Origin of the sequence: Crocosphaera sp. UHCC 0190 (assembly GCF_034932065.1) — a bacterium.
In the GTDB taxonomy this organism is placed as follows: domain Bacteria; phylum Cyanobacteriota; class Cyanobacteriia; order Cyanobacteriales; family Microcystaceae; genus UHCC-0190.
Genome location: NZ_JAYGHP010000013.1, coordinates 70764 through 96658, shown reverse-complemented (window position 1 = coordinate 96658; position 25895 = coordinate 70764). Strand labels below are relative to the sequence as shown.

Genomic DNA, 25895 nt, shown 5'->3' with positions numbered 1-25895 from the left:
ATTATCTGTTATGTTTCCTACAACTGACTATTTTAACGAAATCATCCATCATTGCCAAAATAGTAGCATTGGCAAACAATTACCCAATGCTTTATATGTTCATAGAAGTGCGATTAATTATCTTGAACTGATTTTACAAGAATATGAACAAAAAGCACGAATTACTGATGATATAGAACAAGCAACAATTGTTAAATTTAATACGGATAAACCGAAAATTTCTTATTTGTTTTATCCCAACTTTGATCTTGATCCTCATCCCGAATTAACCTTAAGTATTGTAGTTAATTTAGAGACACAACAAGCAAGTTATTGGGACTATACAGAAACAAATAATCCTCCCATACTCCATCGCAAAGAAACCTTTGTTACTGCTGACTATCCTCACCATGAAATCTTTGAACATCTTACCTATATTGAAGAAAAATTAGGATTATTAAAATTAACCCGTTCCATTGGTACTAAACTAGAATGGGAACAAAGATTAAACCGTTATCGGCTGATTTTTGAAGGTCATTATTTGGCTTGTCTACGTCCTTTAAATTCCAGTGAAATCTTACCCGTAGAAATTGAAAGACATAAAGCAGCAATAGTTAGAAAAAGCTTATCTCGTCCCGTTCGTTTAGCTTTAGAATCATCATTATTTGTCCCAGAAACTAGCTTTTTTGACTATGGATGTGGTCATGGAGGAGATATTGAACGCATTGCAGCAGCAGGATATGAAAGCGCAGGATGGGACCCTTATTATCGTCCAGATGTGCCTAAAAATCCGGCTAATATTGTTAATTTAGGTTATATTATTAATGTTATTGAAGATTTAAAAGAAAGACGAGAAGCATTGATTAAAGCATGGGAACTAACCCGTCGTATTTTAATTGTTTCAGCACAAGTATTAATTGATGATCGAGATCGGGGAGTTGTTGCTTATGGAGATGGGATAATTACCAGTCGTAATACTTTTCAAAAATATTATGAACAAGAAGAATTAAAAGCTTATATTGATCAAGTTTTAAATGTTGATGCTATCCCCGCAGGTTTAGGCATTTATTTTGTATTTAAAGATGAAGCAGAAGCACAAACTTTTAGGGTTTCTCGCTTTCATTCTCGCGCTGCAACCCCTAGAATTATTGTCGAAACTAAACGATTTGAGGACTATGAATTAATTTTACAACCCTTAATGGACTTTCATACAGAAAGGGGTAGACTTCCCATTAATGGAGAATTAGAGTTAGAAAATGAGGTACAATTAAAAGAACACTTTAGAACCTTTAAGCAAGCCTTTAAGGTTATTTTACAAGTAACTAATGAAGAAGACTGGGATATGATTACGCAAAAGCGTCGCCAAGATTTATTATTGTATTTAGCTTTGAGTACCTTTAGTCATCGTCCAAAAATGCGAGAATTATCTCCTAAAGTTAAACAGGATATTAAGTCGTTATTTGGCAGTTATAATAGTGCTTGTCTCTTAGCTGATGCGATGTTGTATCAGGTAGGCAATTTAGAAATTATTGCTGGATTATGTCAAAATAGTTCTGTGGGAAGAAAACTTAAAAATTCCCTACTTATTCATATTAGTGCTTTGGAAAGTTTAGAAACTTTGTTACGTTTATATGAAGGATGTGCAAGTCGAACCGTAGGAAGATTAGAAGAAGCAAATGTTATTCAATTTTCTTGGCGTATTCCTAAGATTACTTATCTATTTTATCCTGATTTTGACACTAATCCTCATCCAACTTTACACACCAAAATGCAAATTGAATTAGGTAATTTACGGGTCAATTATTCCGATTATTCTCAAGATGAAAATCCGCCTATCTTGCATTATAAAGATAGTTTAGTGACTTCTGATTATCCTTTGTATGAAACCTTTGCTAAACTAACACAACAAGAGCAAGATTTAGGGTTATTAGAAGATTATCACAAAATTAATCGGTTACAAGGATGGTTACAATGTTTAGCAGCAAATAGAATAATAATAAATCAGTATGATTTACAACAGCAAAAAGATGATTTAATTGACTAGAAATAATTCATTTTATGGGTTCTAAGGGCGTTTGGTTTAATTCTTCTTTATAAGTTGACCAATGGGGAAGAAATTGATCCATTAATTGTCTAAATTTTTCGTTATGATGTCGCTCAAAAAAATGGGTCATTTCGTGAACAATGACGTATTCTAGGCAATGTTTTGGGGTTTTAATTAATTCTAAGTTTAGCCAAATTCTTTGAGCTTGAATATTACAGGTTCCCCATTTAGTTTTCATCTTTTTAACTCCCCATTCTTTAACCTCAATTTGCATAATTTCTTCCCATTTTCTTATTATAGCAGGAATTTCTGCTTTTAGTTGTTGTCGATACCAATTAATTAAGGTTTGTTCTCGTTGATTTTGTTCGCTTCCTTCTCTTACATAAAGGTCAAGATAAGTATTATTTCTGATTTCTACTTTTGGGATTTTAATATCATAAATTACGTTTAACAAGTAAAGTTTTCCCTGATAATAATGGGTTTCTCCTGATATAAATTTTTTCTTATTTTGACGGGGTTGATTTTTAAATTTTGCTTGATTTTTTTTGATCCAATGAAGTTTAGAAATTGCAAAAAGACGGATGGTTTCATCATTAAGGTGCAATGGTGCTGAAATTCTTACCTCTCCATCAGGGGGATGAACGGTTAAATGGAGGTTTTTGATCTTTTTTCTGGTAACATTGATGATTAGGTCATTTAGGGTTATTTGGTGCATGGGTTTAGGGAATTAATGATTAACTATTAATATTCTGTTTGATTTTTAATAAGTTCAAAAATAAGGTTAATATTGTCTTCGCTTTCTAGATGTTGTTTGATGGCGTTTTTGACTTGACGTTCTTTGATTGTATTGCCTCGCCAACTGTCTTTTTTTGTGGTTATAATGGTGTAATGAATGGCTAAAGCGAGGGCCTCATTTTGTTCTAAATTGTCATATAAGGCTTGTTTAGCAGGGGTGTCAATAATATTAGGATAACGGTTTGAGTGACTGGGTTGGTTAACTTGTTTAGAAAGTTCAATAATCTGTTTTAAATAAGCTTCATAGTCTTGGATAATACCTTGTCTTTCTATGATTATTTGTTCTAAAAGTTGGGACATTTGATCGTAATATTTGGGGTTTGTTGGGTAGGCAGTTGTGATGACTTTTCTTAGGTTATTTTCAATGGTGGCCGCCGTTGTTTGGGGACTGTAACGAATAGTTGGGGGCAACAGATCAATGGCATCTGCTCCCCGTTGTACAATTAATTGAATTAGGGTTAAATCATCAAAAGTGGTGATTTTTTCGCTTTCTTCTGCCCCTATATAGCTGTCTATGAGGTGACGCATGGCGGGTTCATAGGTTTTGAGATCAATATAGTCTCCACTGGCGAGTTTTATGGTTTCTCGTATTTGTTCATATTGTTTGACTTCTGCTTTAATATGGTCTATTTCTTGACTGGTATAGCCCAGGCTTAGCATATCATTGGCTAGGTTAGCATAGGCCCGAACTAAGGAGGCGGTATGTTGATAGAGGGCGTGACGTTTTTGCTCGGTTTCTTGCAATAATTCATAATTTTGGCTATTATCTCCACAAAAATAGTCTATATAGTCATCTATCTCTTTGGGATGGGCTACAGGTTCACATAGGACGTGAATTCTCTCGAATGCTTCTTCTAGCTGTTTTTGTCCTTTTTGAAGGCGATCGCCCATTAACCCGTCGATGTCTTCAGGTTCATAGTCTTCAAAGGCTTCTATTGTATAATCTTTGATGGATTTTTCTAGGCTTTTAAAGAGGTCTTTGTAGTCAATAATATAGCCATATTCTTTGTCTTCTTCATCTAATCTATTGACTCGACAAATGGCTTGAAAAAGTCCATGATCTCTCATACTTTTATCAATATAAAGATAGGTTGCTGAGGGGGCATCAAACCCTGTTAATAGTTTATCTACTACTATTAATAGTTGCATTTGGGCGGGTTCATGAATAAATCTATTTTTAACTTCTTCTTCAAATTTTTCGGGGTCTTTGCCGCCTAACATTTGCCTATAAATTTCGTATTTTCTGAGTTTTTCTGTAAGTTGTTCTTCTCCTGTGGTTTCTCCTTTAATGTCTTTGGGTGATGGTTTATAAGAGGTGATGATTGCACATTTTTTAAAGCCTTTTTGTTGGAATATTTCATAGTATTTACAAGCTTGATAAATGTCGCCAGAGACTAAGATGGCGTTACCATTTCCGCTTTTTAGACGGTCTTTGTTGTTAAAATCAAGAATAATATCAAGAGCAATTTTCTCTAGTCTTGACTGAGAACTTAGCAGGGTTTGTAGGGTTGCCCACCGTTGTTTTAGTTGATTTTTAGCTGTTTCGGTTAATTGGCTAGTTTTGGCTTCAAACCATTCATCAATTTTAGTGGAAGATATTATATATTGTTCTACTTTTCTGGCTTCATATCTGAGGTCAAGAATAACTTTATCTTCGACTGCTTCGTTAAATTTATAGGTATGTATATAAGTTCCAAATATATCAATGCTTTTCTTTTTATCTTTTTTTAATAATGGGGTTCCCGTAAAGCCAATAAATAGGGCATTAGGGAGGATTTTTTTCATGGCTTCATGGAGTTTACCGGACTGGGTTCGATGACATTCATCTACGAATACATAAAACTCTCCTTTGGCATAAAAATCAGGGGGCAAACTATTATTTAATTCTTGGATATAATCATCATAGTCTTGCTCATAGTCTGTTTCTTTTTTAACTTTTTTATTGCCAAATTTATGAATGAGTGAACAAATTAAATTAGGATGAATTTGATTGAGTTTTTTTATTAATTCTCTCCCGTTCTTGGTGCGACAAATTTGTTCATCAACGCCAATAAAATTGCCTTCAATTTGTTTATCTAGTTCGTCTCTATCGGTAATAATTAAAATTCTGGAATTAGGGTTATATTCTTTTATCCATTTACTTAACCAAACCATTGTTAAGCTTTTTCCACTGCCTTGTGTATGCCAAATAATGCCCCCATCTCTATTTTTGATGCGTTGTTGTGCTGCTTTTATTCCAAAATATTGATGATGACGACAAACTTTTTTAATGCCTGTATCAAAAACAATAAAGTTGTAAATTAGTTCAAGAAATCTCTCTTTTTCACAGAGTTGGATGAGATGAGTATCTAATCTATTTCTAACCCCTTGACAAAGGTTAATAATTGTGTTGTTAATTAGTTCTATTTCCTCGGTTTCTTCTTTCCAAGTGAGGTAATATTTTTCTGGGGTTTTGATCGTTCCGTAGCGTATTCCTTGACTATCATTTCCGGCCATTACTAACTGCATTGTGGTAAAAAATGGCTTAATAAAGTGAGATTCTTGGTTATCGAGGTTTTGACGAATACCTTGGGAAACGGAGACGGTACCGCGTTTAAGTTCAATGACTCCTAATGCGATACCATTAATATAAATAACAATATCGGGGCGTTTATTATTCTCTCCTTTGATAGTGACTTCTTCTGCGATCGCAAAGTGATTATTTTCGGGGTTTTCCCAGTCTATTAAGCAAACGGTTTGGGTATTTGTCCCTGCTTCTGGTTTAATTTTAATGCCATAACGCAGCAGACTATAAACATTTTTATTGACATAATATAGGTCAAGACTTTGATCTTTTGCCGTTTTATTTAGTTCGTTAATAGCTTTATCAATTAGGTTATTATCATAGCCTTGTTGTTGTAGAAAAGGACGGAGATAGTCGGGTTCTATATTGCTGTTATTTTGTCTATCTTTCCAGTTACCAAGATAATCATAGTTTAATTTATTTTGGAATAGGTTAATAACACGGTTTTGGGTAACTCGTTCTGTTTCTCCGACCATTTTTTGAGGGGTTGGGTGTTGGGGTAATATTATATCATTGTATCAAATTTCGTAGGCCGATGCACTGCCTACATTATAGTTTATAATTATATTAGGTACAATCAACTATTAAGTCCTATGGGTCAATTTTCACTCTCAGAAGTACAAAAGGATTTTGCTAACATCATAGATAAAGCACAAAAAGAGTCTATTATTGTTAAAAAAAATGATGATAATTATGTTGCTATTATCTCTATGAAAGATTACGAAGATTTAGTTAAACTAAAAAATAGTCGCTTAATAAAACTCGCTCAAGATATGGGCAAAGAAGCACAAGAAAATGGACTAACTCCAGAGATTTTACAGGATATTCTTAATAATGACACTTAATCGTTATGTTCTGGATGCTAATGTCTTAGTCAGTGCTGTGTTATCACCTAATTCTACAAATTTTTCTGGAGGAAGTAATAGAAGCAGTAGAAAAAATTACAATTACAGAGTTTATAACTGACTGTCGAGATGCTAAAGATAATATCTATCTTGATGTCGCAATTAATGGTTTAGCTGATCTCTTAATTACAGGAGATAAAGATTTATTGATTCTTCATCCTTATCGTAAAAAACTACCGATTCTTACCCCATCAAATTTTGTGAAATACGAGTTATAAATCAATTTATTCACGGTCAACTTTGATATTTTTTCCTCTAAAATATTGTCATACTGTAGGGGTTTAACACTGTTAAACCCTTGACTGTTAACCCTGAAATTGACGGGCATAATAGTATTATGCCCCTACAATCAATATGTTAGCATCAATAGGATATTATTTGATTATTGAATTATTTTATCAGTCTAGTCTTTCCTGTTAATAATTCCTGCATCATTCCCTGTTTAATCTGTTTATATTTGTCTCTCTGTTTCTCTATTTTCTCAATCTCTTTATCTATATCACTTAATATATTAGCTATGGCTTTTTGTTCTTTAATAGTAGGAAGCAAGACTATGATTATAGAACAAGCTTTCTTGTTTAATTTTGGCTGTGCTGTTCCTGTATTATACTGTTCATAATTTAAACTTTCTAAATATTCTGTTAAAAATGTTATATCTATATAAGACTTTGGTTTTAACACATGAGCGTGATTATTAACCCATATTTTTCCAGAAACTTGATATACCAATCGACAATTTCTACTTAAAATATTTTCGCCATCTTCTCCTAGTAGTATTAGGTGATCGTCAAAGATATAGTTATTTACATAATCAATTATTCCTGAAGCTCCATAGTAAGGAAAATTACCACGCATTTTTGCTCTATCACTATCTTTTATTGGTCTTCTTTTACCATCAAGAAAATCTACAACATCCCCCAACTTCTTAACCTCCCACTCCCCAGTAAACCCAGGAAGGCGTTTTTTCCCAGTTAGAAGTAGCTGCATTGTCCCCTGTTTAATATTACGCTTCTTGGTTAAAAGTCTCTCTAAAGCTGCTATTCCCTTATCCACATCACTTAATACTTCTGCTATTTTATGCTGTTCAGAAAGTGGTGGGATGGGAATTTTAAATGATTTTATTTGACCAAAATTAAGGCCTTGTCTATTTCCACCTGCTTGAAATGAATCAATTTGTTTCTGCCCTTTTCTTGAAAGTAAAAACAAATTAAGAAAGTGATGATCTAGTTCTTCTTTTATTGTTCTAATTATACAAACGTGCTGATTAACATTTCCATTTTTTACTCTTTTATCTGCTACTGCACTTCTCCCTATAGATGCTCCAGTTATATTTAAAAGGACATCATTTTCCTCAATTTCTGTTCCTGAAAAAGTGGCATGAATTTCATCGTTAATATAGGCAATATCCTCTAATGATAAATATCCCCATCCCACATTTTGACTTCTTACAAAAGGTCTACCACTTTTTTGATAAATTTTTGCTCCACCAGTAGGTGTTATTCCGCTTCCAATTTTACTGGTTTTATCTCCTAAAAATTGAACATCCCAATCATCAGGAATAACCCCAATATCTGTTAACTTATAACCATTTTTAACCCGTTGTTCTTCCATAATAATCAAATAATCGTGTTATAATCAAATCAGTAAAATGCTAAAATTGAAAGAGAGAAGCCATTAATTATGAGATTACAAGTAACCGAACAAGGTCTATTAATTCCCAAAGAAATACTAGGAGAAACGGAAGAAGTAGAAGTTACCCAAGAACAGGAGAAAATCATTATTACTACCATCAAAAAACATAAATCTATTTGGGAATTAGGAACAAATCCCGTAGAATGTGATGTTAAGGATGGGGCAATGAATCATGATCATTCTTGTATAATTAATAATACTACCATGTCTAATAGTAACACAAAACAAGAAGAATTTAACCAAGTACGTCAGGATATGCAAGAAGCTTTTAAACGAGCAGGAATAGAAACCCGTGAGCAGATTTTAGAGTTAATTCATGAGGTAAAATTAGAATTACTTAAAGAACGTAATCAATATTGTAGGGGTCAACGCTTCGACTCCGCTCAGCGTTGACCCCTACGTTTACATCCCATTCTATCAACCATTAATCATCAATTGTAAATGTTTCTCAACCTTATTTGTCAACAAATTAACATCATTTTCTAAGTCATATAATGTTTCCCCATACCTATCAGCTAACTCTATAATACGCTGCGCTAACCGTTGAGAAATACGCTCCATTTCCGAATTAATAGACTCCCATAAACTCGGAAACCATTTATCATCAATAACTAAACTTTTAACCTCATCTGCTGTTAATAACTTATACTGTTTCAAGACCAAATCATTTAACAATTTTTCCCCATCCTTAACCTGTTTATTTAACCCAGACTGTTCATCAATTAACCGTAAATAAACCCTTAACAGCTTCACTTCCTCCTCAAACTCACTATTACCCTTAATCTCCTTTATTCTAGCAGTAATATTCGCCTTAGTAATATTCCCAGAGTCATTAGTCACCTCCTCTAATAACCCCTCTTCACCTCCATATTCCTCCTGTATTTCCTCCATTTCTCTCCCTATTTCATCCCGCTTACTTTCCAACTCCTCTATATTAGCTTTTTCCTCAACAAAATACCGATTAATAATCAACTCCTTGGGAATTAATTCACAAGTATAATCCGTAGCTGTCCCCTTTTTGTTCAAAATAGGAGTTAAGTTTGCAACCCAACCATCCTGAACCAAAATATAGACATCATCCCGCATAGTTTCCAACCAATAAGACATCAAATGCTGATAAACATCATATTTATCTATTAAACTTCTCCCCGCAAACGCTTCTAAAATAGACTCCGATAACTCATCAATAATCTTATTAGGATTATCCCCTTTTTCCAGTCCCCTCAATAACAGTAAATGCTCATTTTTCCAACTATTAAAAATCCCCTCAATCTCCACAGAATAGTGAATAAACTCACCATGATTAAAAATAGTCGGTTTTATCTCATCATTTCCTACCCTTAACCCCAGATAACCCTCCCCAATGACCTCAAATAATTCCCCTTTTAAACCAGGATAAACCTGCCAATATTTCCCCAATGCTTCAATATCATCCTTTGGTATTCCCCCCAACAAATGCGCCCTTATATCCTGTATATCTTCCGACTCCTGAGAATCAATATAACGAGGAATATTGAGATTATAGTCATTATCTTTTATCTCATCAACCGATACAAACCGCGAATATTTAGGAACCTCTAACCCCTTATTAAAGACATCAACAATTTTATGAATATCCTGCTCTCGTAAACGGTTTTTATTGCCATCCTTGACAAACCCCCGACTCCCATCAATCATAAAAATGCCTTGACGTTCCCCAATATTGAACTTGTCTAAAACAATAATACAGGCAGGGATACCTGTCCCATAAAATAGGTTAGCAGGTAAACCAATAATGCCCTTAATAAACCCCTGTTCAATCAAATTTTTTCTGATTTCTGCCTCCGCATTTCCTCGAAACAAAACCCCATGAGGTAAAATTATCGCCCCTTTTCCGTCATTTTTCAAACTACCAATCAAATGTAACAAAAAAGCATAATCACCATTTTTCGCCGGAGGAATACCAAAACCATCAAAACGTTTAAATTCATCATCAAAAGGATTAAAACCATTACTCCAAGCTTTAGCAGAAAAGGGCGGATTAGCTACAGCAAAATCAAACCGTTTTAACCCTTTATTCTCCTCCTTAAATAAGGGATCAGCTAAGGTATTCCCCTGTAAAATAATGCCATCAGCATGACCATGCAGAATCATATTCATCTGGGCTAAGGCACGGGTAGCGTTATCCATTTCCTGACCATAAATACTTAACCCCTTCGGTGCTTGATCCGCCGCTTTTAATAATAAAGAACCACTGCCACAAGTCGGGTCATAAATAGTTTGATCTTGACGCTTTGCTGTATTAATTCCTACCACCTTCGCCATAATACGGGACACCTCCGCAGGGGTATAAAATTGCCCCTTACTTTTGCCTGATTGAGTAGCAAAATTTCGCATTAAATATTCATAAGCATCCCCTAATAAATCATCCCCATCGCTGCGATTTTTCTTAAAATTAAGAGCAGGATTTTCAAAAATAGCAATCAAATTAGTCAATCTTGCTACCATTTCCTTACCCTTTCCTAGCTTATCCTCATCATTAAAATCTGCTACATCAATAACCCCTCTGAGGTCATTTGCTTCCGCTAAATTAGCAATAATATTATTAATTCCTTCCCCAATATTAGGATTACCTTTGAGAGAAATCATAGCCTGAAAACTTCCAGCATCAGGTACTTCAATCGGTGAAAAATCATCCCCTAAATATTTATCAGAGACATATTTAACAAACAATAAAACTAACACATAATCCTTATATTGAGAGGCATCCATTCCCCCCCGTAACTCATCACAACCTTTCCATAAAGAACTATATAACTCACTCTTTTTAATTGCCATATTTGTTAAAATAAACCTACTGAGAAGAATCGCGTCTTAATTATACATCACTAATCTCTAACTTATCAACAACTAGGTTAAATCAACAAAGATCTTCTAGACTAAATATAATAAAAAAGTAATTGTATTAAGAAACAGACAACAGTTTTTTATTGTTTTAACTTATTAATAAGAGAAATGATACAATAATTATTATTCTCTAAAAAAGGAGATTGTAACTTGCTCACTCTTGGTGTTAATATCGATCACGTTGCCACCATTCGCCAAGCCAGACGTACCGTCGAACCCGATCCGATCGCAGCGGCCGTTTTAGCGGAATTAGGGGGAGCAAACGGCATAACTGCCCATTTACGGGAAGATCGCCGCCATATTCAAGATAGAGACGTGCGCTTACTCAGAGAAACCGTCCGCACCCATCTTAACCTGGAAATGGCTGCCACCGACGAAATGGTAGCGATCGCCCTCAACCTCAAACCCGACTATGTTACCCTCGTACCAGAGAAACGGGAAGAAGTAACCACAGAGGGAGGCTTAGACATAGCAGGAAGCCTCGACAAACTCAAAAATGTGGTAGATCGTCTCCAAAGCTCTAATATCCCTGTAAGCCTCTTTATTGATGCAGATGAAGCCCAAATCAAAGCCTCTGCTGCCACCCAAGCCCAATTTATTGAACTCCACACAGGGCAATATGCAGAAGCACATAATGAGTCAGATCGTCAAAAAGAGTTACAAATCTTAAAATTAGGTTGTGAACAAGCCCTAAGCTTAGGATTAAGGGTGAATGCGGGTCATGGGTTAACCTATATTAATGTGTATCCTGTGGCTTGTTTACCAGGCATGGAAGAACTTAATATCGGTCATACTATAGTCAGTCGCGCCGTCTTAGTGGGAATGGAAAGAGCCGTTAAGGAGATGAAACTCGCTATGAGGGGACAACTCTAAAGTTGATAATAATTCTTTAATTGTTGCAAACCCCGATGAGACACATCAAAAACCAGTTGTTTTTCTCCTAAAACAATCTGAGAAAAGGGAATGATTTCAACCACACTATTAGTGTAAGCAATAATTTCCAACTCCTTGACCCATTCTAGAGTCCATTGGCTTTCATTGATCTCAATCTTCTGATTAGATAACCAAGAGATTAACTGCGATCGTCCAATACCTGGTAAGATACCATCTTCTAAGGATGGTGTATACCATTTTCCCGCCTTGTATCCCCATAAATTTCCGGTACTACTTTCTAGCCAATTACCTTGAGAATTCACTAAAATAGCTTCTCTAAAGCCTAAACTTTGCGCTTTTTGTAAAGCCAACCATGGCCCTAAATAATTACCTGTTTTATAGGCATTTAAAGTCCGTTGAAACAGAGAATGATTAGCCACCCATGCCCGAATTCCCTGACGTTGAGAGGCAGCTAAATCTTCCGGTAAAAAACGCCCCATAATCCATTCTCGTCCATCAGGAAAAATCGTCAATCTCAAAACAGGATAATGAGGAATCAGACATTTTGCCCCTTGACGTAATTGAGGCCAAGAAGGTAGAGTCCAAGCAAAGTCCTTAAGACTATGTTCTAAACGATGACAATGAGCTTCCCACTGGGTTAGAGGATGTTCTAGAGACTGCTGATAAACCCGTAAGGTTGTGAATACAGTTGCGCCATAAATCAAACCCGGTTCAGTAAGGGGTAAACAAATCTGATCTTGTTCGATAAGTTGACCATCATACCAATACATTTTAGACAAGAAAGCTAAGATTTTTTTTCTAACTTAAATAAACACACCATCAAGACGACAACCCCCACCTGTAAAGCAAAATTAGGCAAGGCAGTGCTTACATCTCGTCCTGCAGCCAACTGTGCTAAAAATACCACAGCACCAATAAAACCCGATGCACCAAAAGCAACATAAAAAAACTGTCTGAACCCTTTATAGGGGGCTTTAGCCTCTGCTTTTAACCTAGCATATTTTTCAGGATCAAGCTTGGAACGAGACTGAGGAGAGGGGTTAGGAGATTTATTCATTAAAAAATTCTCGGCCGTTGGCTGGTGCTTAGTTTATTTTTTAGGATATACTGAATATTCAGAAAAACCCATCCTACTCTCAAAGTTCCATAGAGCCTTAGGGTTGATTCGGTTTTTCAGGCCACGTTAGCTCAGTTGGTAGAGCACATCACTCGTAATGATGGGGTCGTGAGTTCAAGTCTCATACGTGGCTTAAAAATTAGATATCCTCAAATATAACAGTCTCGTTGGTGTTAAAAACCCTAGGAATATGAATCATTTTTCCCATCAACCGAACCTCGAATGACGGGTTTCACGATAATTTATGACTGTTATCAATTTTACATTTCGTTACAATGTAATTAATGAACAGCAAAAAGATTAAACTTTGCTGATAGCATAGGAGGTTATTCTAATGAATAACAATATAAGAGTTGGTAGTTTATTTGGCATTCCATTTTATATCAATCCCTCTTGGTTTCTCGTTCTTGGATTAGTAACTGTGAGTTATGGGGGACAGCTTGCCTTATTTCCGCAATTAAGTGGTATTGTGCCTTGGATTTTAGGATTAATTGCGGCATTATTATTATTTGCTTCCGTGTTGGCCCATGAATTAGGCCATAGTTTTGTAGCCCTTTCTCAAGGTATTGATGTCAAATCAATTACCCTATTTTTATTTGGGGGATTAGCCAATTTAGAAAAAGAATCTGAGACTCCTTTAGAAGCATTTTTAGTAGCGATCGCCGGGCCGGCTGTTAGCTTATTATTATGTGCTATTCTGTTTTTTATCGTCCTTACTTTTTCCTTTCCTACCCCTATTGAAGCGATTCTTGAGTTACTAGCTTCTATTAACTTATTTCTGGGATTATTTAACTTGATTCCTGGTTTACCTTTAGATGGCGGAAACATTCTTAAATCTCTGGTTTGGAAAATTACAGGCAACCCCAATAAAGGGATTATTTTTGCCAGTCGTGTCGGTCAAGTTTTTGGTTGGTTAGCTGTCGTTATTGGTGGTTTAGCCATCTTAGGAATTAGTCAAGTTGGTAACTTCTGGACTTTATTAATTGGGTTCTTCCTATTACAAAATGCCGGGGTGTCTGCTCAATCTGCTCAAGTGCAAGAAACTCTAAATGGTTATACCGCAGAAGAGGCAGTTATTCCTGATAGTCCGATTGTTTCCGGTGGCTTAACTATTCGTGAATTTGTCAATGATTATATCATCGGTAAGCATCAGTGGAAAAAGTTTCTTGTCATTAATGAAGAAGAAAAATTATCCGGCATTATTGATGTTGACTCCTTGAAAAAGATTGCCACTTCTGCATGGACAGAAATCAAGGTTTCTGACGTGATGCAACCCGTCAAAGATTTGATTACTGTTGAATCTAATAAGTCCTTATTAGAGGTGGCAAAACTTCTGGAAAATGACCCCCTAAAACAACTGACAGTGGTTCGAGAAAATGGCACGGTTGTCGGTTTATTAGAAAAAGGTTCAATCATCAAATTCCTGCAACAAAAAAGTCAAACTCAAACAGCATAACTTTAGGGTGGGCATTGCCCACCTTACTTAATCAATGTTACCCTTTGACACATAAAACCTGCTTCAAAGTAGCCACAACTTCCACTAAATCTGACTGATTATTCATCACTTCTTCAATGGGTTTATATGCCCCAGGAATTTCATCTAATACCCCTGTATCTTTGCGACATTCTACCCCTTGAGTTTGGTCAATTAAATCATCAAGGGTAAAGACTTTTTTCGCTTTACTACGAGACATTAAACGCCCTGCTCCGTGGGAACAAGAACAATAACTATCATGGTTTCCCTTACCTTTTACAATAAAAGATTTCGCTCCCATTGAACCAGGAATAATCCCATAATCTTCTTCTCTTGCTCTCACTGCACCCTTACGAGTTACATAAACTTCTTTATCAAAATGTAACTCTTTTTCAGCATAATTATGATGACAATTAACTGATAACAAAGGTTTTATTTGTTTTCCTCCCACTAAATATTTTTCAACAATCTTTTTAAAGCGATTCATCATCACATCACGGTTAAAACGAGCATAATTTTGGCCCCATTGTAAATCACGCCAGTAAGCTGCAAATTCATCAGTACCCGCTACAAAATAAGCTAAATCTGGATCAGGTAACTTAAGATTTGCTAATTTTGCTAACTCTTTAGCCGTATTAATATGACATTGTGCCAATTGATTACCAATATGACGAGAACCAGAATGTAACATTAACCAAACTTGGTCTTCTGTATCTAAACAAACCTCAATAAAATGATTGCCACCTCCTAAGGAACCCATTTGTCTTAAGGCTTTAGTTTCCAGTCTTTGTACCCCTGGATGTAAGTCTTTAAAATCGCGCCAATTTGACCAATTAGTTACCGCTTTATCAGCTTCTTTATTCTCATTGAAACCCACCGGAATAGCGGCCTCAATTTCTGAGCGAATTTGCTTAAGTTTTCCCTCTAATTGATCAGCCGTAAAAGGGGTTTTTATCGCGGCCATACCACAACCAATATCAACCCCAACAGCCGCCGGAATAATGGCATCTTCAGTCGCAATAACTGACCCTACTAATGCCCCTTTTCCTAAGTGAACATCCGGCATTAAAGCAACGTGTTTATAAACAAAAGGGAGAGAGGCAACATTTTTAGCCATCTGGAGTTCCGCAGAGGCCAAATTGTGATTAGCCCAGGATAAAACTGGCTTAGACGTAGAAACAGGTAAAGGTTCGTAAGGCATAGATTTTTATTTTAAACGCAAACACTACAATTATACTACAAGGTAGAAAAATGAACTTTTCTTGGTGTAAAATTTAGTAAACTTTTTTGGTCAAGACCTCGAATTCTAAAGACTTTTTGATGATTACTAAGCACTTGCCATAAGCTGAGTTATTTTTTAAGGTAGGAACAACCATCTGTGGTTGCTCTGTCACCCCTTCTCACATCTCCTCAACTGTGAACCACCCTACCCCCAACGGCGCGCAACCAAGAAATAATTACCGTCATCCCTTTTTTGAGCGAGCCGATCTCGAACCTTGGCAGCATCCCCCTTTTTACGAACCCCATTTATTATTAGAACCTTGGCAGCAACGACAGGAACAGGGGAGAGCCTTACGTTTAAAGACCCTCAGAGAAGCCCATAGTCACTGGCAACCTGCCTTAAACCGTCCTGATCCCATAGACCTCATTCTGGCAACGAATGAGGGTCGTCAAGCCCATTTAATCCCGATTCGTATGGGTCGGATGTCTGCATCACCCTTCACCTTTCTGCGAGGAGCCGCAGCGATCATGGCTTGGGATCTGGCCCATACCCCAGTCTCAGGGATTCAAGTTTTGGTAGATGGGGATGCTCACCTCAACAACTTTGGGTTATATGGAACGCCACAACGCACCGTAGTCTTTGATTTGGATGACTTTGATGAGGTGACTTATGGCCCCTGGGAATGGGATCTCAAACGGTTGGCCGCTAGTTTTAATGTGGCAGGGAGAGAACAGGGACTTAACCAAAACACGCGCCGTAAAGCGGTGATGGCCTGTGTGGCTGGCTATCGTGCCAATGCGGCCCGGTTGCAAAGTTTACGGGTGTTAGAAGTGTGGTATTTGCATCATTATCCTGGGCAAACAACTCCGGTGTTTAAACCCAATAAAAAAACCCGAAAAATCTTAGAAAAAGCCGTTAAAAAAGCCCAAGCTGCTACCAATATCAACTTACTCAATAAATTAGCTCATCGCACCGTAGGGGGAAATTGGCGTTTTTGCGATGATCCGCCCATCTTAAAACGGACGGACGAAGAAACAGCCCAAAAAGTGATCCAGGGGTTAATATCCTATGCAGAAACCCTATCTCCTGAACGTCGTTTCATGTTTCAGAGGTATCGGGTAGCTGATGTCGCTCATCGCGTTGTGGGAGTTGGTAGTGTGGGGTTACAGGCCTATTTAGTGATGTTGTTTGGCAATGATGATAATGATCCCCTGTTTTTGCAGGTTAAAGAGGCGGTTTCCCCTAGTTTTGCTCCCTATACCCCTCCCTTACCCCCCGCAGCATCTCACCAAGGGCGACGGGTTGTCTTAGGACAACGAGTCCTACAAGCGGCAAGTGATGTATTATTGGGCTGGACTTCTATTGACGGGACTCCTTTTTATGTGCGTCAGATGAAGAATATGAAGGGGTCAATTCCCTTAGAATGGTTGAGTGGCTCAGCTTTTTTGATGTATGCCCGTGCTTGTGGGACTTTATTGGCTCGGGCCCATGCGCGTTCGGGAGATATTGCCAAAATTGCTGGATATTGTGGCAGTTCTTCAATTTTAGATGAGGCGATCGCTGACTTTGCCGAAGCTTACGGTGATCAAAATCAAAAGGACTGGGAAGCGTTGGCTAAAGCGATCAATGAGGGTAAAATTGCCGTAGAAATTGGGATTTAACGATTAATTTTACTCTCAACAAAAATTCTTCCCATTAATCTGTTGATCAAGCAATTCGTGGAAGAGTATGTCAAGCAGCTTGATAAACTAGAAAATAGGAATGTCTCCCTCAAGAGCATAACAACGCCATTTTAAACTGAAACCTTACTCAACCTTGTAAACACCAAGAGAACAGTATTATGGGATTATTTGATCGCCTAAGCCGAGTTGTCCGAGCCAACCTCAACGATCTTGTTAGTAAAGCAGAAGATCCAGAAAAAGTTTTAGAGCAAACCATTATTGACATGGGAGAGGACTTGATTCAACTGAAGCAAGCAGTCGCCCGCACGATGGCCGAGCGCAACCGCTCGGAACAACGCTATAAACAAGATCTCACCGAAGCCAATAAATGGGAACAACGGGCTAAACTTGCCCTCTCAAAAGGAGAAGAAAGCTTAGCCAGAGAAGCGTTAGTGCGGAAAAAATCCCATGGTGATGTCGCCGCTACTCTCAAAGCGCAATTAGAACAACAAAATGCTCAAGTAGAAACCCTGCGCCGTAATTTAGTGGCCTTAGAAAGCAAAATTTCTGAAGCCAAAACCAAGAAAAATATGCTTATTGCCAGAGCTAAAGCAGCAAAAGCTAACGAAGCTCTACAAGGTGCTTTAGGAGGCATCAATACCAGTGGTTCTATGGCAGCCTTTGAGCGCATGGAAGACAAAGTGTTAGAGATGGAAGCTCGCTCTGAAGCAGCTGGGGAATTAACAAGCTCAAGTCTAGATAACCAATTCCTCGAACTCGAAGCAGGTAGTGGCGTTGATGATGAATTAGCCATGCTCAAAGCACAAATTACAGGCTCTGCTCAACCCCAAGGGGCCTTGCCCGAAGCCTCTAGTAACGAGCCATCTTCCCCCAAAGATAAGGTGGTTGATGCTGAATTAGAAGACTTACGTCGTCAGTTAGATAACTTATAAGGTTCAAGTTGGGGTAGGGTATCAGGTGTGGGGACACCTTGGACAACTCTACCCAAAACAAATCTACTGCCATCAAAAGTTAACAAAAACCAGTAGAAGAAATTGAGCAAACTTGTAAGCTAATAACTGAATAACCCATCATTGATAACCAAATTATGAGTAGTGTTCTCGAAATTACCGATCCCAAATTTGAAACCGAAGTATTCGGTGCAGATCAGCCTGTGTTAGTCTATTTTTGGGCAGCTTGGTGTGGCCCCTGTCGTTTGGTATCCCCTTCTATTAGTGCCATTGCTAATACCTATGGCGATCGCCTCAAGGTGGTCAAATTAGAAGTTGATTCTAACCCAGATGCTCGCTCCAAATGCAAAGTTGAAGGGGTTCCTGCTCTGAGACTGTATAAAGATAAGGAGCTTCTCCTCTCCCATGAGGGGGCGATCGGCAAACAACAACTCGAAACGATGCTCTCTGACCATCTTAATTAAACAATGGGGTGATGGGGTAATGGGATCATTAAGACAATTATTCTCCTCACCTCCTCACACCCATAAGGATCATGCACTTTGCCCAACGTCTCCAAGCTTTACAATCTAACGTTTTTGCCGATATGGATCGGGCCAAGTCTCAAGCGGTCCTAAGGGGAAAGACTATTATTGATTTATCTCTGGGATCATCAGATTTACCCTCTGCACCGGAGGCGATCGCCGCCATTGAAACTGCTTTACATGATCCCACCACTCACGGCTATCTGCTTCATCGCGGAACTTTAGAATTTCGGGAGGCAGTGGCTCAATGGTATACCCAACGCTTTAAAATTGCGATCGATCCCCAAACTGAAGTTTTACCCCTCATTGGTTCCCAAGAAGGGACAGCACACCTACCTTTAGCATTACTCGATCCTGGAGATTTTGCCCTATTGCTCGATCCTGGTTATCCTTCTCATGCGGGTGGAGTTTATCTCGCAGGTGGACAAATTTATCCGATGCCGTTGTTAGCTGAAAATGATTTTTTACCGATCTTTACAGATATTCCGAGAAACATTTTAACTCAAGCAAGGTTAATGGTCTTAAGTTATCCCCATAACCCAACAACAGCGACGGCTTCTTTGTCATTTTTTCAGGAAGCAGTGGCATTTTGTCAAGAAAATGGCCTAGTTTTAGTGCATGATTTTCCCTATGTTGATTTGGTTTTTGAGGGAAACACATCACCTCCTTCTATTCTGCAAGCAGATCAAGCAAAATCTATTTCTCTTGAATTATTTACTTTTTCTAAATCCTATAATATGGGGGGTTTTCGGATCGGTTTTGCCATTGGTAATGCTGAACTTATTAAAGCCTTAAAACAGGTGAAAGCAGTCGTCGATTTTAATCAATATCGAGGCATTTTAAACGGTGCGATCGCTGCTTTAAACTCTGCTGATGATACGGTTAAAAAAACTGTCGCTACCTTTCAAAAACGACGAGATGCGTTTATTAATGCTCTGGATAACATTGGTTGGCCGGTGACACCCCCTCAAGCAACTATGTATGTTTGGGCAAAATTACCTGATCCTTGGGCAACCAAATCTATAGAATTTTGTACTGAGTTAGTGGCAGCGACAGGGGTTGCTGTTTCTCCTGGGGCGGGGTTTGGTAAACAGGGAGAAGGTTATGTAAGATTTGCTCTTGTTCATGAACCTGATATTTTAGAATTAGCCGTTAATAAAATAGCCCTCTTTCTTAAGGATACTACTGCCAAATACTAAATTCATAGTAGATATTGCCACGGGTACTATGACGATTTCCTCTTAATTCTTTTAATTTCCGATTCAAATAGTTTTGTGCTTCTTCTGAAGGTAACTGTGTGGCCTGCATAAAGGTTAAAATACTAATCCTTCCCTGACTTTGTTGTAATAATTTATAAAAAATGGTATCGATATCTTTTTTAACTGATTTTAAATAAAAATAAATTGATAAAGCATAAACAAGGGATAAAAATAACCCCAAGAGATGTAAGGGAAAATTGGTAAAAATAGAGTTAATAAAGACATATTCAAAAACCAAAAAGAAAAGCAAAGTAGTCCAAAAAATATAGGCTTCCCTTACCTTTTCTCGTTCAACCTTTCCTCTTAATTTGATCAGGGCTAAAAAATAAACAATAATTGTTAGTCCCAGATAGATGATCCACTTCATTAACAATGCTCTCCCTCTCCTAGAAAAGCAACTATCCCCGACTTTTTTCTGACTGATCTATCTGCTAATCTGCTAGATTAACGAAACGCCCTAACGAGAAACCTTGCTGGCGGAAGTCAATCATCTCCACTAACACTATTATAACCTGATTCCTTGGCTTAACTAGGCAAGAACTGATGTTCTGGTGCTGATGCTGACATAAGCAAGACCAATAACTGATGCCAATTCCAGGTAATTTGTCAAGATATTCTTGACAATCTGTAATATTGTTGTTACATTAGTTTACATCAGGCAGTAAACAAAATCTTAATTTCCAGGGGTATTGTTTGCGATCTAAAATCGTGTGATTATCGGTATCTCCCATTGATATTGAGTTCTCCTAGATTACCTCGGTAGCGCGCCGGGGTTTTTTATTGGGTAAAATACAGGGCAAACCCATCTAATTGTTGTTACGGAAGTCAATGACGATAATTGATAAAAATGCAGAGAATGACTAATAAAACTAGGGGATTTAAGGAAGGCTCATTAATTTTTACCGAAGGAGGAGGTTCGTGAGATTGATTCCCTTCATTATTTTGATCTTCGTTAGATGAAATCAAAAAATCATCTCCAACCTTCAACCAATTATCTTTAAGAGACGAGGAATCAGAATCATCCCCAACCTTCAACCAATTATCTTTAAGAGATAAGGAATTATCTCCAATCTTCAACCAATTATCTTCAAGAGACGAGGAATCATCCCCAACCTTCAACCAATTATCTTCAAGAGATAAGGAATTATCTCCAATCTTCAACCAATTATCTTCAAGAGACGAGGAATCATCTTGAATAACGGAAAAACTCTCATCTGCTATTAAGCTAAGAGGGTTAATTTTTGAAGAGCTACAGCTATCAAGAAAAATTAGAGGAATTAGTGATATTACTAATAATGAAAAAAGTTTGATCATAAAACTTTACAATTAAGAGTGATTATAGCCGTTGAATTGGCACTCTTAAGGTTCCCAATAAAATCATCAAAAATAACATCTTGGGTGATAAATATTTAAAGTCAATGAAAATCCATAAAAATCAATCATCATAGGTAGGCGAAAATTTTTCATTGATGGCCTAGATAATTAATATATATGTTCTATTTTGAATTTGTGATCGTAGATAAGTAAAATGGTTTCATGTTAAGCTAAAATCTCTAATAATTGTGAAACTTATGACCCAATCTTTAAGTGATCCTTCTTCCCTATCTCCCGCAGAAAATGCCATGATTATTGCGGAGGATGTTGAGAAGTGGTATGACAATAACTTTCATGTTTTGCGGGGGGTGAGTCTCAGGGTTCATCAGAGGGAAGTCGTGGTTATTATGGGGCCATCTGGTTCAGGTAAATCTACCTTTATTCGCACCTTTAACGCCCTTGAACCTTATCAAAAAGGCAATATCATCATTGATGGAATTAAGCTTACCCATGACCTCAAAAACATTGACACCATTCGTCGAGAAGTGGGAATGGTTTTTCAACAATTTAATTTATTTCCCCATTTAACAGTATTAAATAATGTTACTTTAGCTCCCATTTGGGTACGTCATTGGAAAAAAGAAAAAGCAGAAGCATTAGCCATGCAATTATTAGAAAAAGTGGGAATTTTGGAACAGGCTTCTAAATATCCAGGTCAATTATCAGGAGGACAACAGCAACGAGTAGCGATCGCCCGTGCATTAGCCATGCAACCCAAAATTATGTTATTTGATGAACCGACATCGGCCCTTGATCCTGAGATGATTAAAGAGGTATTAGATACGATGAGAAGTTTAGCTGATTCTGGGATGACGATGGTTTGTGTGACTCATGAAGTGGGGTTTGCGCGGGAAGTTGCGGATCGGGTGGTATTTATGGACGGGGGTAAAATCATTGAAATTGCCTCACCGGAAGACTTTTTTAATCATCCTCAAGAAGAAAGAACTCAGCAATTTTTATCTCAAATTTTGTAACAAAAAAAAGTTATGCCAAACTAATTTTATATTTTATTCTAGATTGAGTTAATTTCATCAAACTGGCGGCGATCGCTCAAAGAACCCTGTACAGTAATAGAAGTGATTTTTGCCGATCTCATGCCTGATGTAATCTGAATGAGTATATTAACTGCAACCTTGTCTATGACACATTTGTATTCATATTTCCCCCTACTGGCAACAGCCACAGAAGGAGAAACGGCTGACAGTGCCTTGGTGCTGGCCAGCGTTCTCCTAAGTTTAGTCGTGATTTACTTTGCCAGTAAACTAGGGGGTGAAATTTGCTTTCGCATCAATCTTCCTCCCGTATTAGGGGAATTGGTGGGCGGTGTCATCGTTGGGGTATCCGTTTTAGGATTATTAGTCTTTCCTGAAGGGGATTTTCACGCCAATAACTCCCTCTTAATGCAATTTCTACAACTCGGCACAGATACCACCCCAGAAGGCTTAGAAGCGGTATTTGCCGCCCAAGGGGAAGTAATTTCTGTCCTTTCCGAATTAGGGGTTATCATTCTCCTCTTTGAAATTGGGCTAGAATCTGACTTGAAAGAACTAATTCGGGTGGGGCCCCAGGCCGCTGTTGTCGCCGTGGTTGGGGTAGTGACACCCTTTACCTTGGGAACCCTTGGTTTAGTTTATCTATTCCATCTGTCCATTGTTCCCTCCATCTTTGCCGGGGCCGCCTTAACCGCCACCAGTATTGGTATTACTGCCAAAGTGTTAGCAGAAATTGGTCGTCTCAGTTCTTCAGAAGGTCAGATTATTATTGGGGCTGCTGTCTTAGATGATATTTTAGGGATTATTGTTCTGGCCGTGGTGGCCAGTTTAGTGAAAACCGGAGAAATTCAAATTTTCAATATCGTTTACCTGATGATTAGTGCGGCAGCTTTTCTCATTGGTGCAATTTTAATGGGCCGGCTTCTCCGTCCCTTTTACGTCAAATTAGTAGATGAAATGAAGACCAGGGGACAGTTATTATTAGTTTCCCTCTGTTTCGCCTTTGTCCTCTCCTACATTGCCCAAATCATTCAATTAGAAGCCATTCTGGGAGCGTTTGCCGCAGGATTGGTATTAGCAGAAACGGAAAAACGCAAAGAACTCGAAGAACAAATCATCCCGATTGCGGATATTTTCGTTCCCATTTTCTTTGTGTGTGTGGGAGCAAAAACCGACTTAAGCGTCTTAAATCCTGCCATTCCCAGTAACCGAGAGGGCTTAATTGTTGCCGCCTTTTTAGTTATTGTGGCAATTATTGGTAAGGTAGTTACTGGATTCACCGTCTTCGGGAAACCCGAACTCAATAAACTCGCCATTGGGGTAGGGATGATTCCACGGGGAGAAGTGGGGTTAGTCTTTGCCGGAGTCGGTTCAGCCAGTGGGGCCCTTTCCCCATCCACCGATGCCGCTATTATTATCATGGTAATCCTGACAACCTTTATCGCCCCCCCTTGGTTGCGTATTGTTTTTAAAGAACCCACGCCCAAAACTCAAGAACAAGAATCGACCTAAATTCCCTAAAAAATAAAACTTTCTTGACATAACCCAGGATCATCGAAACCTCGGCTTAATTTTTCCGTCTCTTGAAGTTGATGAGTAAGACGGTTGCAATTAACCTTGAATTTGTATCACAACCGTTATTCTCTACAGGAGCAACCATTGTGAGATTTCACTGGCTACTAATCAGTATCCTCAGCACACTATTATTTGCCCTTCCTGCCCAGGCGGGTAAACTTTTATTTTGGCGGTTTGAAACCAATCAAAATCGCCTAACTTTTACCACAGACTCACGGGTTCAACCTCGGGCCCAACTGATTGCCAATCCGACTCGGATTGTTCTAGACTTACCAGGGATTACCCTGGGAAGGCCCAGCGTCGATCAATCGATTGGTGGGGCCATTAGAAGTGTTCGCGCCGGTCAATTTGACTCCCAAACAGCCCGTTTGGTGATTGAATTAGCCCCTGGATACACGGTTGATCCCACACAAGTTAAAGTGCGGGGCCTTTCCCCGACGCAATGGACAGTAGAATTGCCGACTCCCCAACGAATCGGTAGTTCTACCCCAACCCCTAGGACTCCTCCTCCATCTCTACCCTCTCCCAATAACCCAGGGCCCTTACGCCCCCTTGGCCCAACTCCCCCATCAAGTAGGCAATCTAATGACTTTCAAGTCACCCGTAATGGCTTATTTGTTCGCTTAGATAGCATGGGGGAAAATAAGGATATTCAAGCGGAACGGAGTGAGGATCAACAAACCATTGCCTTAACCTTGCCTGGGGCGGTTTTGCCCAAATCCTTAGTGGATCAAACCCTGCCTGTTAATGAATATGGGGTGAGTGATCTCAAATTTGAACAAATCCAAACCTCCCCCCCTGCAGTCCGTTTAACCTTGCGGGTGGCAAAAGATAGTCCAGGTTGGCAAGCTTATTATTCCCGTTTAGGCGGGTTGGTTTTATTGCCCAGAGGCGGCTTATCCCAAGTTGAAGGCTTAAAACCCCCCGCCCCTTCTCCTGAACTCACCGTTAAGCCAACTCAAAACCAAAATCCTACCATATCGGCTATTCAATTAACCAATAACAATGGCCAATTAGTAATTCAGGCTGATGGCCCCATTCAAGGAACGGGAAACTTAGATCGGCGGACAGGAGTCTATGAAATCCGTATTCCTCAAGCCCAACTGGCTGAACCCCTTCAAGGGCCACAATTGGGGAGAAATAGCCCTATCTATAAACTCCAGGTTCGTCAAGCGGATGCGGAAACGGTGGTGATTATGGTTCAGCCTTCTTTGGGCATTCGCTTTGGGGGGTTAAGTCAAACGAGTCAACAAACCTTATCCTTAGAGGTGCGTTCTCTACAGGCTGTTACCCCCCCTGGAAATCCTAGTACCATCCCCGTTCCTCTCCCTTCTAACCCCTCTTTTCCGCCTCCAGATTCTTTTCCCACTAACCCCCCGACGGGGACTCCTAGGGGGCGGGTTTTGGTGGTCATTGATCCGGGCCACGGGGGAAAAGACCCAGGGGCGGTTGGTTTGGGGGGGTTACAGGAAAAAGATGTCATTTTGCCGATTTCCCTTGATGTGACTCAAATGCTGAAACAGCAAGGGATTGAGGTAATGTTGACTCGCAATGCGGATTATTTTGTTAGCCTTCAGGGACGCACTGATATGGCGAACCGGGCCCGAGCGGATATTTTTGTTAGTATTCATGCTAATGCGGTGGGAGGAGGCCGCAGCAATATCAATGGGTTAGAGGTTTTTTATGCAGGGAATCGAGAATTAGCGGATGCCATTCATCGTAGTATCATGCGTAGTATCAATGTCCGCGATCGCGGGGTTAAACAAGCTCGGTTTTATGTGTTAAGAAATTCTCGGATGCCTTCTTCTTTAGTTGAGGTAGGATTTGTTACAGGGGCTGAAGATAATCCCCGTTTGCGAGATCCGGCCTATCGTCGTCAGATGGCTAGTGCGATCGCTCAAGGAATTTTAGATTATATTCAGCAAAAAAGGCTCTAAGTATATTTCTTTCTTTAAAATATATTTACTT

Annotated in this window: 22 protein-coding genes and 1 tRNA gene; 14 read left to right on the top strand and 9 right to left on the bottom strand. The window is 38.6% G+C overall.

What is annotated here, in order from left to right; genetic code table 11:
• Positions 1-10: 10 nt before the first annotated feature.
• Positions 11-2023 carry a DNA phosphorothioation-associated putative methyltransferase gene (locus VB715_RS17110; protein ID WP_323302425.1) on the top strand — a complete coding sequence of 671 codons (2013 nt, stop codon included), beginning with the start codon at positions 11-13 and terminating at the stop codon, positions 2021-2023.
• Positions 2024-2030: 7 nt separating this feature from the next.
• Here VB715_RS17110 and VB715_RS17105 read toward each other — a convergent pair whose 3' ends face one another.
• Together VB715_RS17105 and VB715_RS17100 are read right to left on the bottom strand one after the other, a co-directional pair.
• Entirely contained in the window at positions 2031-2738 is a 708-nt protein-coding gene (locus VB715_RS17105) for a SprT family zinc-dependent metalloprotease (RefSeq protein WP_323302424.1), read from the bottom strand.
• Positions 2739-2764: 26 nt separating this feature from the next.
• On the bottom strand, positions 2765-5857 hold the full coding sequence (locus VB715_RS17100; RefSeq protein ID WP_323302423.1) for an HsdR family type I site-specific deoxyribonuclease: 3093 nt from the start codon (positions 5855-5857) through the stop codon (positions 2765-2767).
• A 117-nt stretch (positions 5858-5974) separates the two neighbouring features.
• On the opposite strand from VB715_RS17100, the gene VB715_RS17095 reads away from it, so the two are divergent.
• A complete protein-coding gene (locus VB715_RS17095) occupies positions 5975-6226 on the top strand; it encodes a type II toxin-antitoxin system prevent-host-death family antitoxin (RefSeq protein WP_323302422.1) in 252 nt (83 codons plus the stop codon).
• A gap of 32 nt (positions 6227-6258) precedes the next feature.
• Positions 6259-6504, top strand: coding sequence for a putative toxin-antitoxin system toxin component, PIN family (locus tag VB715_RS17090; RefSeq protein WP_323302421.1), 246 nt, complete (start codon positions 6259-6261; stop codon positions 6502-6504).
• 172 nt (positions 6505-6676) lie between these two features.
• On the opposite strand, the gene VB715_RS17085 is transcribed toward VB715_RS17090, so the two are convergent.
• Positions 6677-7897 (bottom strand): restriction endonuclease subunit S, encoded by a 1221-nt coding sequence (locus VB715_RS17085; protein ID WP_323302420.1) that lies wholly within the window; start codon positions 7895-7897, stop codon positions 6677-6679.
• Positions 7898-7966: 69 nt separating this feature from the next.
• Here VB715_RS17085 and VB715_RS17080 point away from each other — a divergent pair, with 69 nt between their 5' ends.
• Positions 7967-8371, top strand: coding sequence for a hypothetical protein (locus VB715_RS17080; RefSeq protein ID WP_323302419.1), 405 nt, complete (start codon positions 7967-7969; stop codon positions 8369-8371).
• 24 nt (positions 8372-8395) lie between these two features.
• Here the strand turns inward: VB715_RS17080 and VB715_RS17075 are convergent, their stop codons facing one another.
• On the bottom strand, positions 8396-10795 hold the full coding sequence (locus VB715_RS17075; RefSeq protein WP_323302418.1) for a type I restriction-modification system subunit M: 2400 nt from the start codon (positions 10793-10795) through the stop codon (positions 8396-8398).
• Positions 10796-11014: 219 nt separating this feature from the next.
• Between VB715_RS17075 and VB715_RS17070 the strand changes: the two genes are divergently transcribed.
• A complete protein-coding gene (locus VB715_RS17070; RefSeq protein WP_323302417.1) occupies positions 11015-11737 on the top strand; it encodes a pyridoxine 5'-phosphate synthase in 723 nt (240 codons plus the stop codon).
• Here VB715_RS17070 and VB715_RS17065 read toward each other — a convergent pair.
• Positions 11734-12528: an aminotransferase class IV gene (locus VB715_RS17065; protein WP_323302456.1), complete on the bottom strand. Its 795-nt coding sequence runs from the start codon at positions 12526-12528 to the stop codon at positions 11734-11736. The two genes, VB715_RS17070 and VB715_RS17065, sit on opposite strands and share 4 nt — an antisense overlap.
• Before the next feature lie 14 nt (positions 12529-12542).
• Positions 12543-12815 carry a DUF3493 domain-containing protein gene (locus tag VB715_RS17060; RefSeq protein ID WP_323302416.1) on the bottom strand — a complete coding sequence of 91 codons (273 nt, stop codon included), beginning with the start codon at positions 12813-12815 and terminating at the stop codon, positions 12543-12545.
• Positions 12816-12935: 120 nt separating this feature from the next.
• Here VB715_RS17060 and VB715_RS17055 point away from each other — a divergent pair.
• A tRNA-Thr gene (locus VB715_RS17055) sits at positions 12936-13008 on the top strand.
• Between the two features lie 201 nt (positions 13009-13209).
• Positions 13210-14331, top strand: a complete 1122-nt coding sequence (locus VB715_RS17050; RefSeq protein ID WP_323302415.1) for a site-2 protease family protein — start codon at positions 13210-13212, stop codon at positions 14329-14331.
• A 37-nt stretch (positions 14332-14368) separates the two neighbouring features.
• Here the strand turns inward: VB715_RS17050 and VB715_RS17045 are convergent, their stop codons facing one another.
• Positions 14369-15550 (bottom strand): RtcB family protein, encoded by a 1182-nt coding sequence (locus VB715_RS17045; protein ID WP_323302414.1) that lies wholly within the window; start codon positions 15548-15550, stop codon positions 14369-14371.
• A gap of 215 nt (positions 15551-15765) precedes the next feature.
• Here VB715_RS17045 and VB715_RS17040 point away from each other — a divergent pair, with 215 nt between their 5' ends.
• The 4 genes from VB715_RS17040 (at position 15766) to VB715_RS17025 (ending at position 19926) form a co-directional block, all read left to right on the top strand.
• Complete coding sequence (locus VB715_RS17040; RefSeq protein WP_323302413.1) at positions 15766-17232, top strand: DUF2252 domain-containing protein; 1467 nt, start codon at positions 15766-15768, stop codon at positions 17230-17232.
• A 179-nt stretch (positions 17233-17411) separates the two neighbouring features.
• Entirely contained in the window at positions 17412-18185 is a 774-nt protein-coding gene (locus VB715_RS17035) for a PspA/IM30 family protein (RefSeq protein WP_323302412.1), read from the top strand.
• Positions 18186-18340: 155 nt separating this feature from the next.
• Entirely contained in the window at positions 18341-18667 is a 327-nt protein-coding gene (locus tag VB715_RS17030; RefSeq protein ID WP_323302411.1) for a thioredoxin family protein, read from the top strand.
• 71 nt (positions 18668-18738) lie between these two features.
• A complete protein-coding gene (locus VB715_RS17025) occupies positions 18739-19926 on the top strand; it encodes an LL-diaminopimelate aminotransferase (protein ID WP_323302410.1) in 1188 nt (395 codons plus the stop codon).
• Here VB715_RS17025 and VB715_RS17020 read toward each other — a convergent pair.
• Both VB715_RS17020 and VB715_RS17015 read right to left on the bottom strand, forming a co-directional pair.
• Entirely contained in the window at positions 19910-20353 is a 444-nt protein-coding gene (locus VB715_RS17020; protein ID WP_323302409.1) for a hypothetical protein, read from the bottom strand. The two genes, VB715_RS17025 and VB715_RS17020, sit on opposite strands and share 17 nt — an antisense overlap.
• A gap of 458 nt (positions 20354-20811) precedes the next feature.
• Positions 20812-21300, bottom strand: a complete 489-nt coding sequence (locus VB715_RS17015; protein ID WP_323302408.1) for a hypothetical protein — start codon at positions 21298-21300, stop codon at positions 20812-20814.
• Between the two features lie 257 nt (positions 21301-21557).
• On the opposite strand from VB715_RS17015, the gene VB715_RS17010 reads away from it, so the two are divergent.
• The 3 genes from VB715_RS17010 (at position 21558) to VB715_RS17000 (ending at position 25864) form a co-directional block, all read left to right on the top strand.
• On the top strand, positions 21558-22334 hold the full coding sequence (locus VB715_RS17010; protein WP_323302407.1) for an amino acid ABC transporter ATP-binding protein: 777 nt from the start codon (positions 21558-21560) through the stop codon (positions 22332-22334).
• A 138-nt stretch (positions 22335-22472) separates the two neighbouring features.
• Positions 22473-23864, top strand: a complete 1392-nt coding sequence (locus VB715_RS17005) for a cation:proton antiporter (RefSeq protein WP_416336951.1) — start codon at positions 22473-22475, stop codon at positions 23862-23864.
• A gap of 149 nt (positions 23865-24013) precedes the next feature.
• Entirely contained in the window at positions 24014-25864 is a 1851-nt protein-coding gene (locus tag VB715_RS17000) for an N-acetylmuramoyl-L-alanine amidase (protein ID WP_323302406.1), read from the top strand.
• Positions 25865-25895: the final 31 nt, after the last annotated feature.

What these genes read in the sequence shown, in the direction of transcription:
- VB715_RS17110 (WP_323302425.1), top strand. Translation starts at nt 11, where the DNA reads ATGTTTCCTACAACTGACTATTTTAACGAAATCATCCATCATTGCCAA.
- VB715_RS17105 (WP_323302424.1), bottom strand. Translation starts at nt 2,738, where the DNA reads ATGCACCAAATAACCCTAAATGACCTAATCATCAATGTTACCAGAAAA.
- VB715_RS17100 (WP_323302423.1), bottom strand. Translation starts at nt 5,857, where the DNA reads ATGGTCGGAGAAACAGAACGAGTTACCCAAAACCGTGTTATTAACCTA.
- VB715_RS17095 (WP_323302422.1), top strand. Translation starts at nt 5,975, where the DNA reads ATGGGTCAATTTTCACTCTCAGAAGTACAAAAGGATTTTGCTAACATC.
- VB715_RS17085 (WP_323302420.1), bottom strand. Translation starts at nt 7,897, where the DNA reads ATGGAAGAACAACGGGTTAAAAATGGTTATAAGTTAACAGATATTGGG.
- VB715_RS17080 (WP_323302419.1), top strand. Translation starts at nt 7,967, where the DNA reads ATGAGATTACAAGTAACCGAACAAGGTCTATTAATTCCCAAAGAAATA.
- VB715_RS17075 (WP_323302418.1), bottom strand. Translation starts at nt 10,795, where the DNA reads ATGGCAATTAAAAAGAGTGAGTTATATAGTTCTTTATGGAAAGGTTGT.
- VB715_RS17065 (WP_323302456.1), bottom strand. Translation starts at nt 12,528, where the DNA reads ATGTATTGGTATGATGGTCAACTTATCGAACAAGATCAGATTTGTTTA.
- VB715_RS17060 (WP_323302416.1), bottom strand. Translation starts at nt 12,815, where the DNA reads ATGAATAAATCTCCTAACCCCTCTCCTCAGTCTCGTTCCAAGCTTGAT.
- VB715_RS17050 (WP_323302415.1), top strand. Translation starts at nt 13,210, where the DNA reads ATGAATAACAATATAAGAGTTGGTAGTTTATTTGGCATTCCATTTTAT.
- VB715_RS17045 (WP_323302414.1), bottom strand. Translation starts at nt 15,550, where the DNA reads ATGCCTTACGAACCTTTACCTGTTTCTACGTCTAAGCCAGTTTTATCC.
- VB715_RS17035 (WP_323302412.1), top strand. Translation starts at nt 17,412, where the DNA reads ATGGGATTATTTGATCGCCTAAGCCGAGTTGTCCGAGCCAACCTCAAC.
- VB715_RS17030 (WP_323302411.1), top strand. Translation starts at nt 18,341, where the DNA reads ATGAGTAGTGTTCTCGAAATTACCGATCCCAAATTTGAAACCGAAGTA.
- VB715_RS17025 (WP_323302410.1), top strand. Translation starts at nt 18,739, where the DNA reads ATGCACTTTGCCCAACGTCTCCAAGCTTTACAATCTAACGTTTTTGCC.
- VB715_RS17020 (WP_323302409.1), bottom strand. Translation starts at nt 20,353, where the DNA reads ATGAAGTGGATCATCTATCTGGGACTAACAATTATTGTTTATTTTTTA.
- VB715_RS17015 (WP_323302408.1), bottom strand. Translation starts at nt 21,300, where the DNA reads ATGATCAAACTTTTTTCATTATTAGTAATATCACTAATTCCTCTAATT.
- VB715_RS17010 (WP_323302407.1), top strand. Translation starts at nt 21,558, where the DNA reads ATGACCCAATCTTTAAGTGATCCTTCTTCCCTATCTCCCGCAGAAAAT.
- VB715_RS17005 (WP_416336951.1), top strand. Translation starts at nt 22,473, where the DNA reads ATGAGTATATTAACTGCAACCTTGTCTATGACACATTTGTATTCATAT.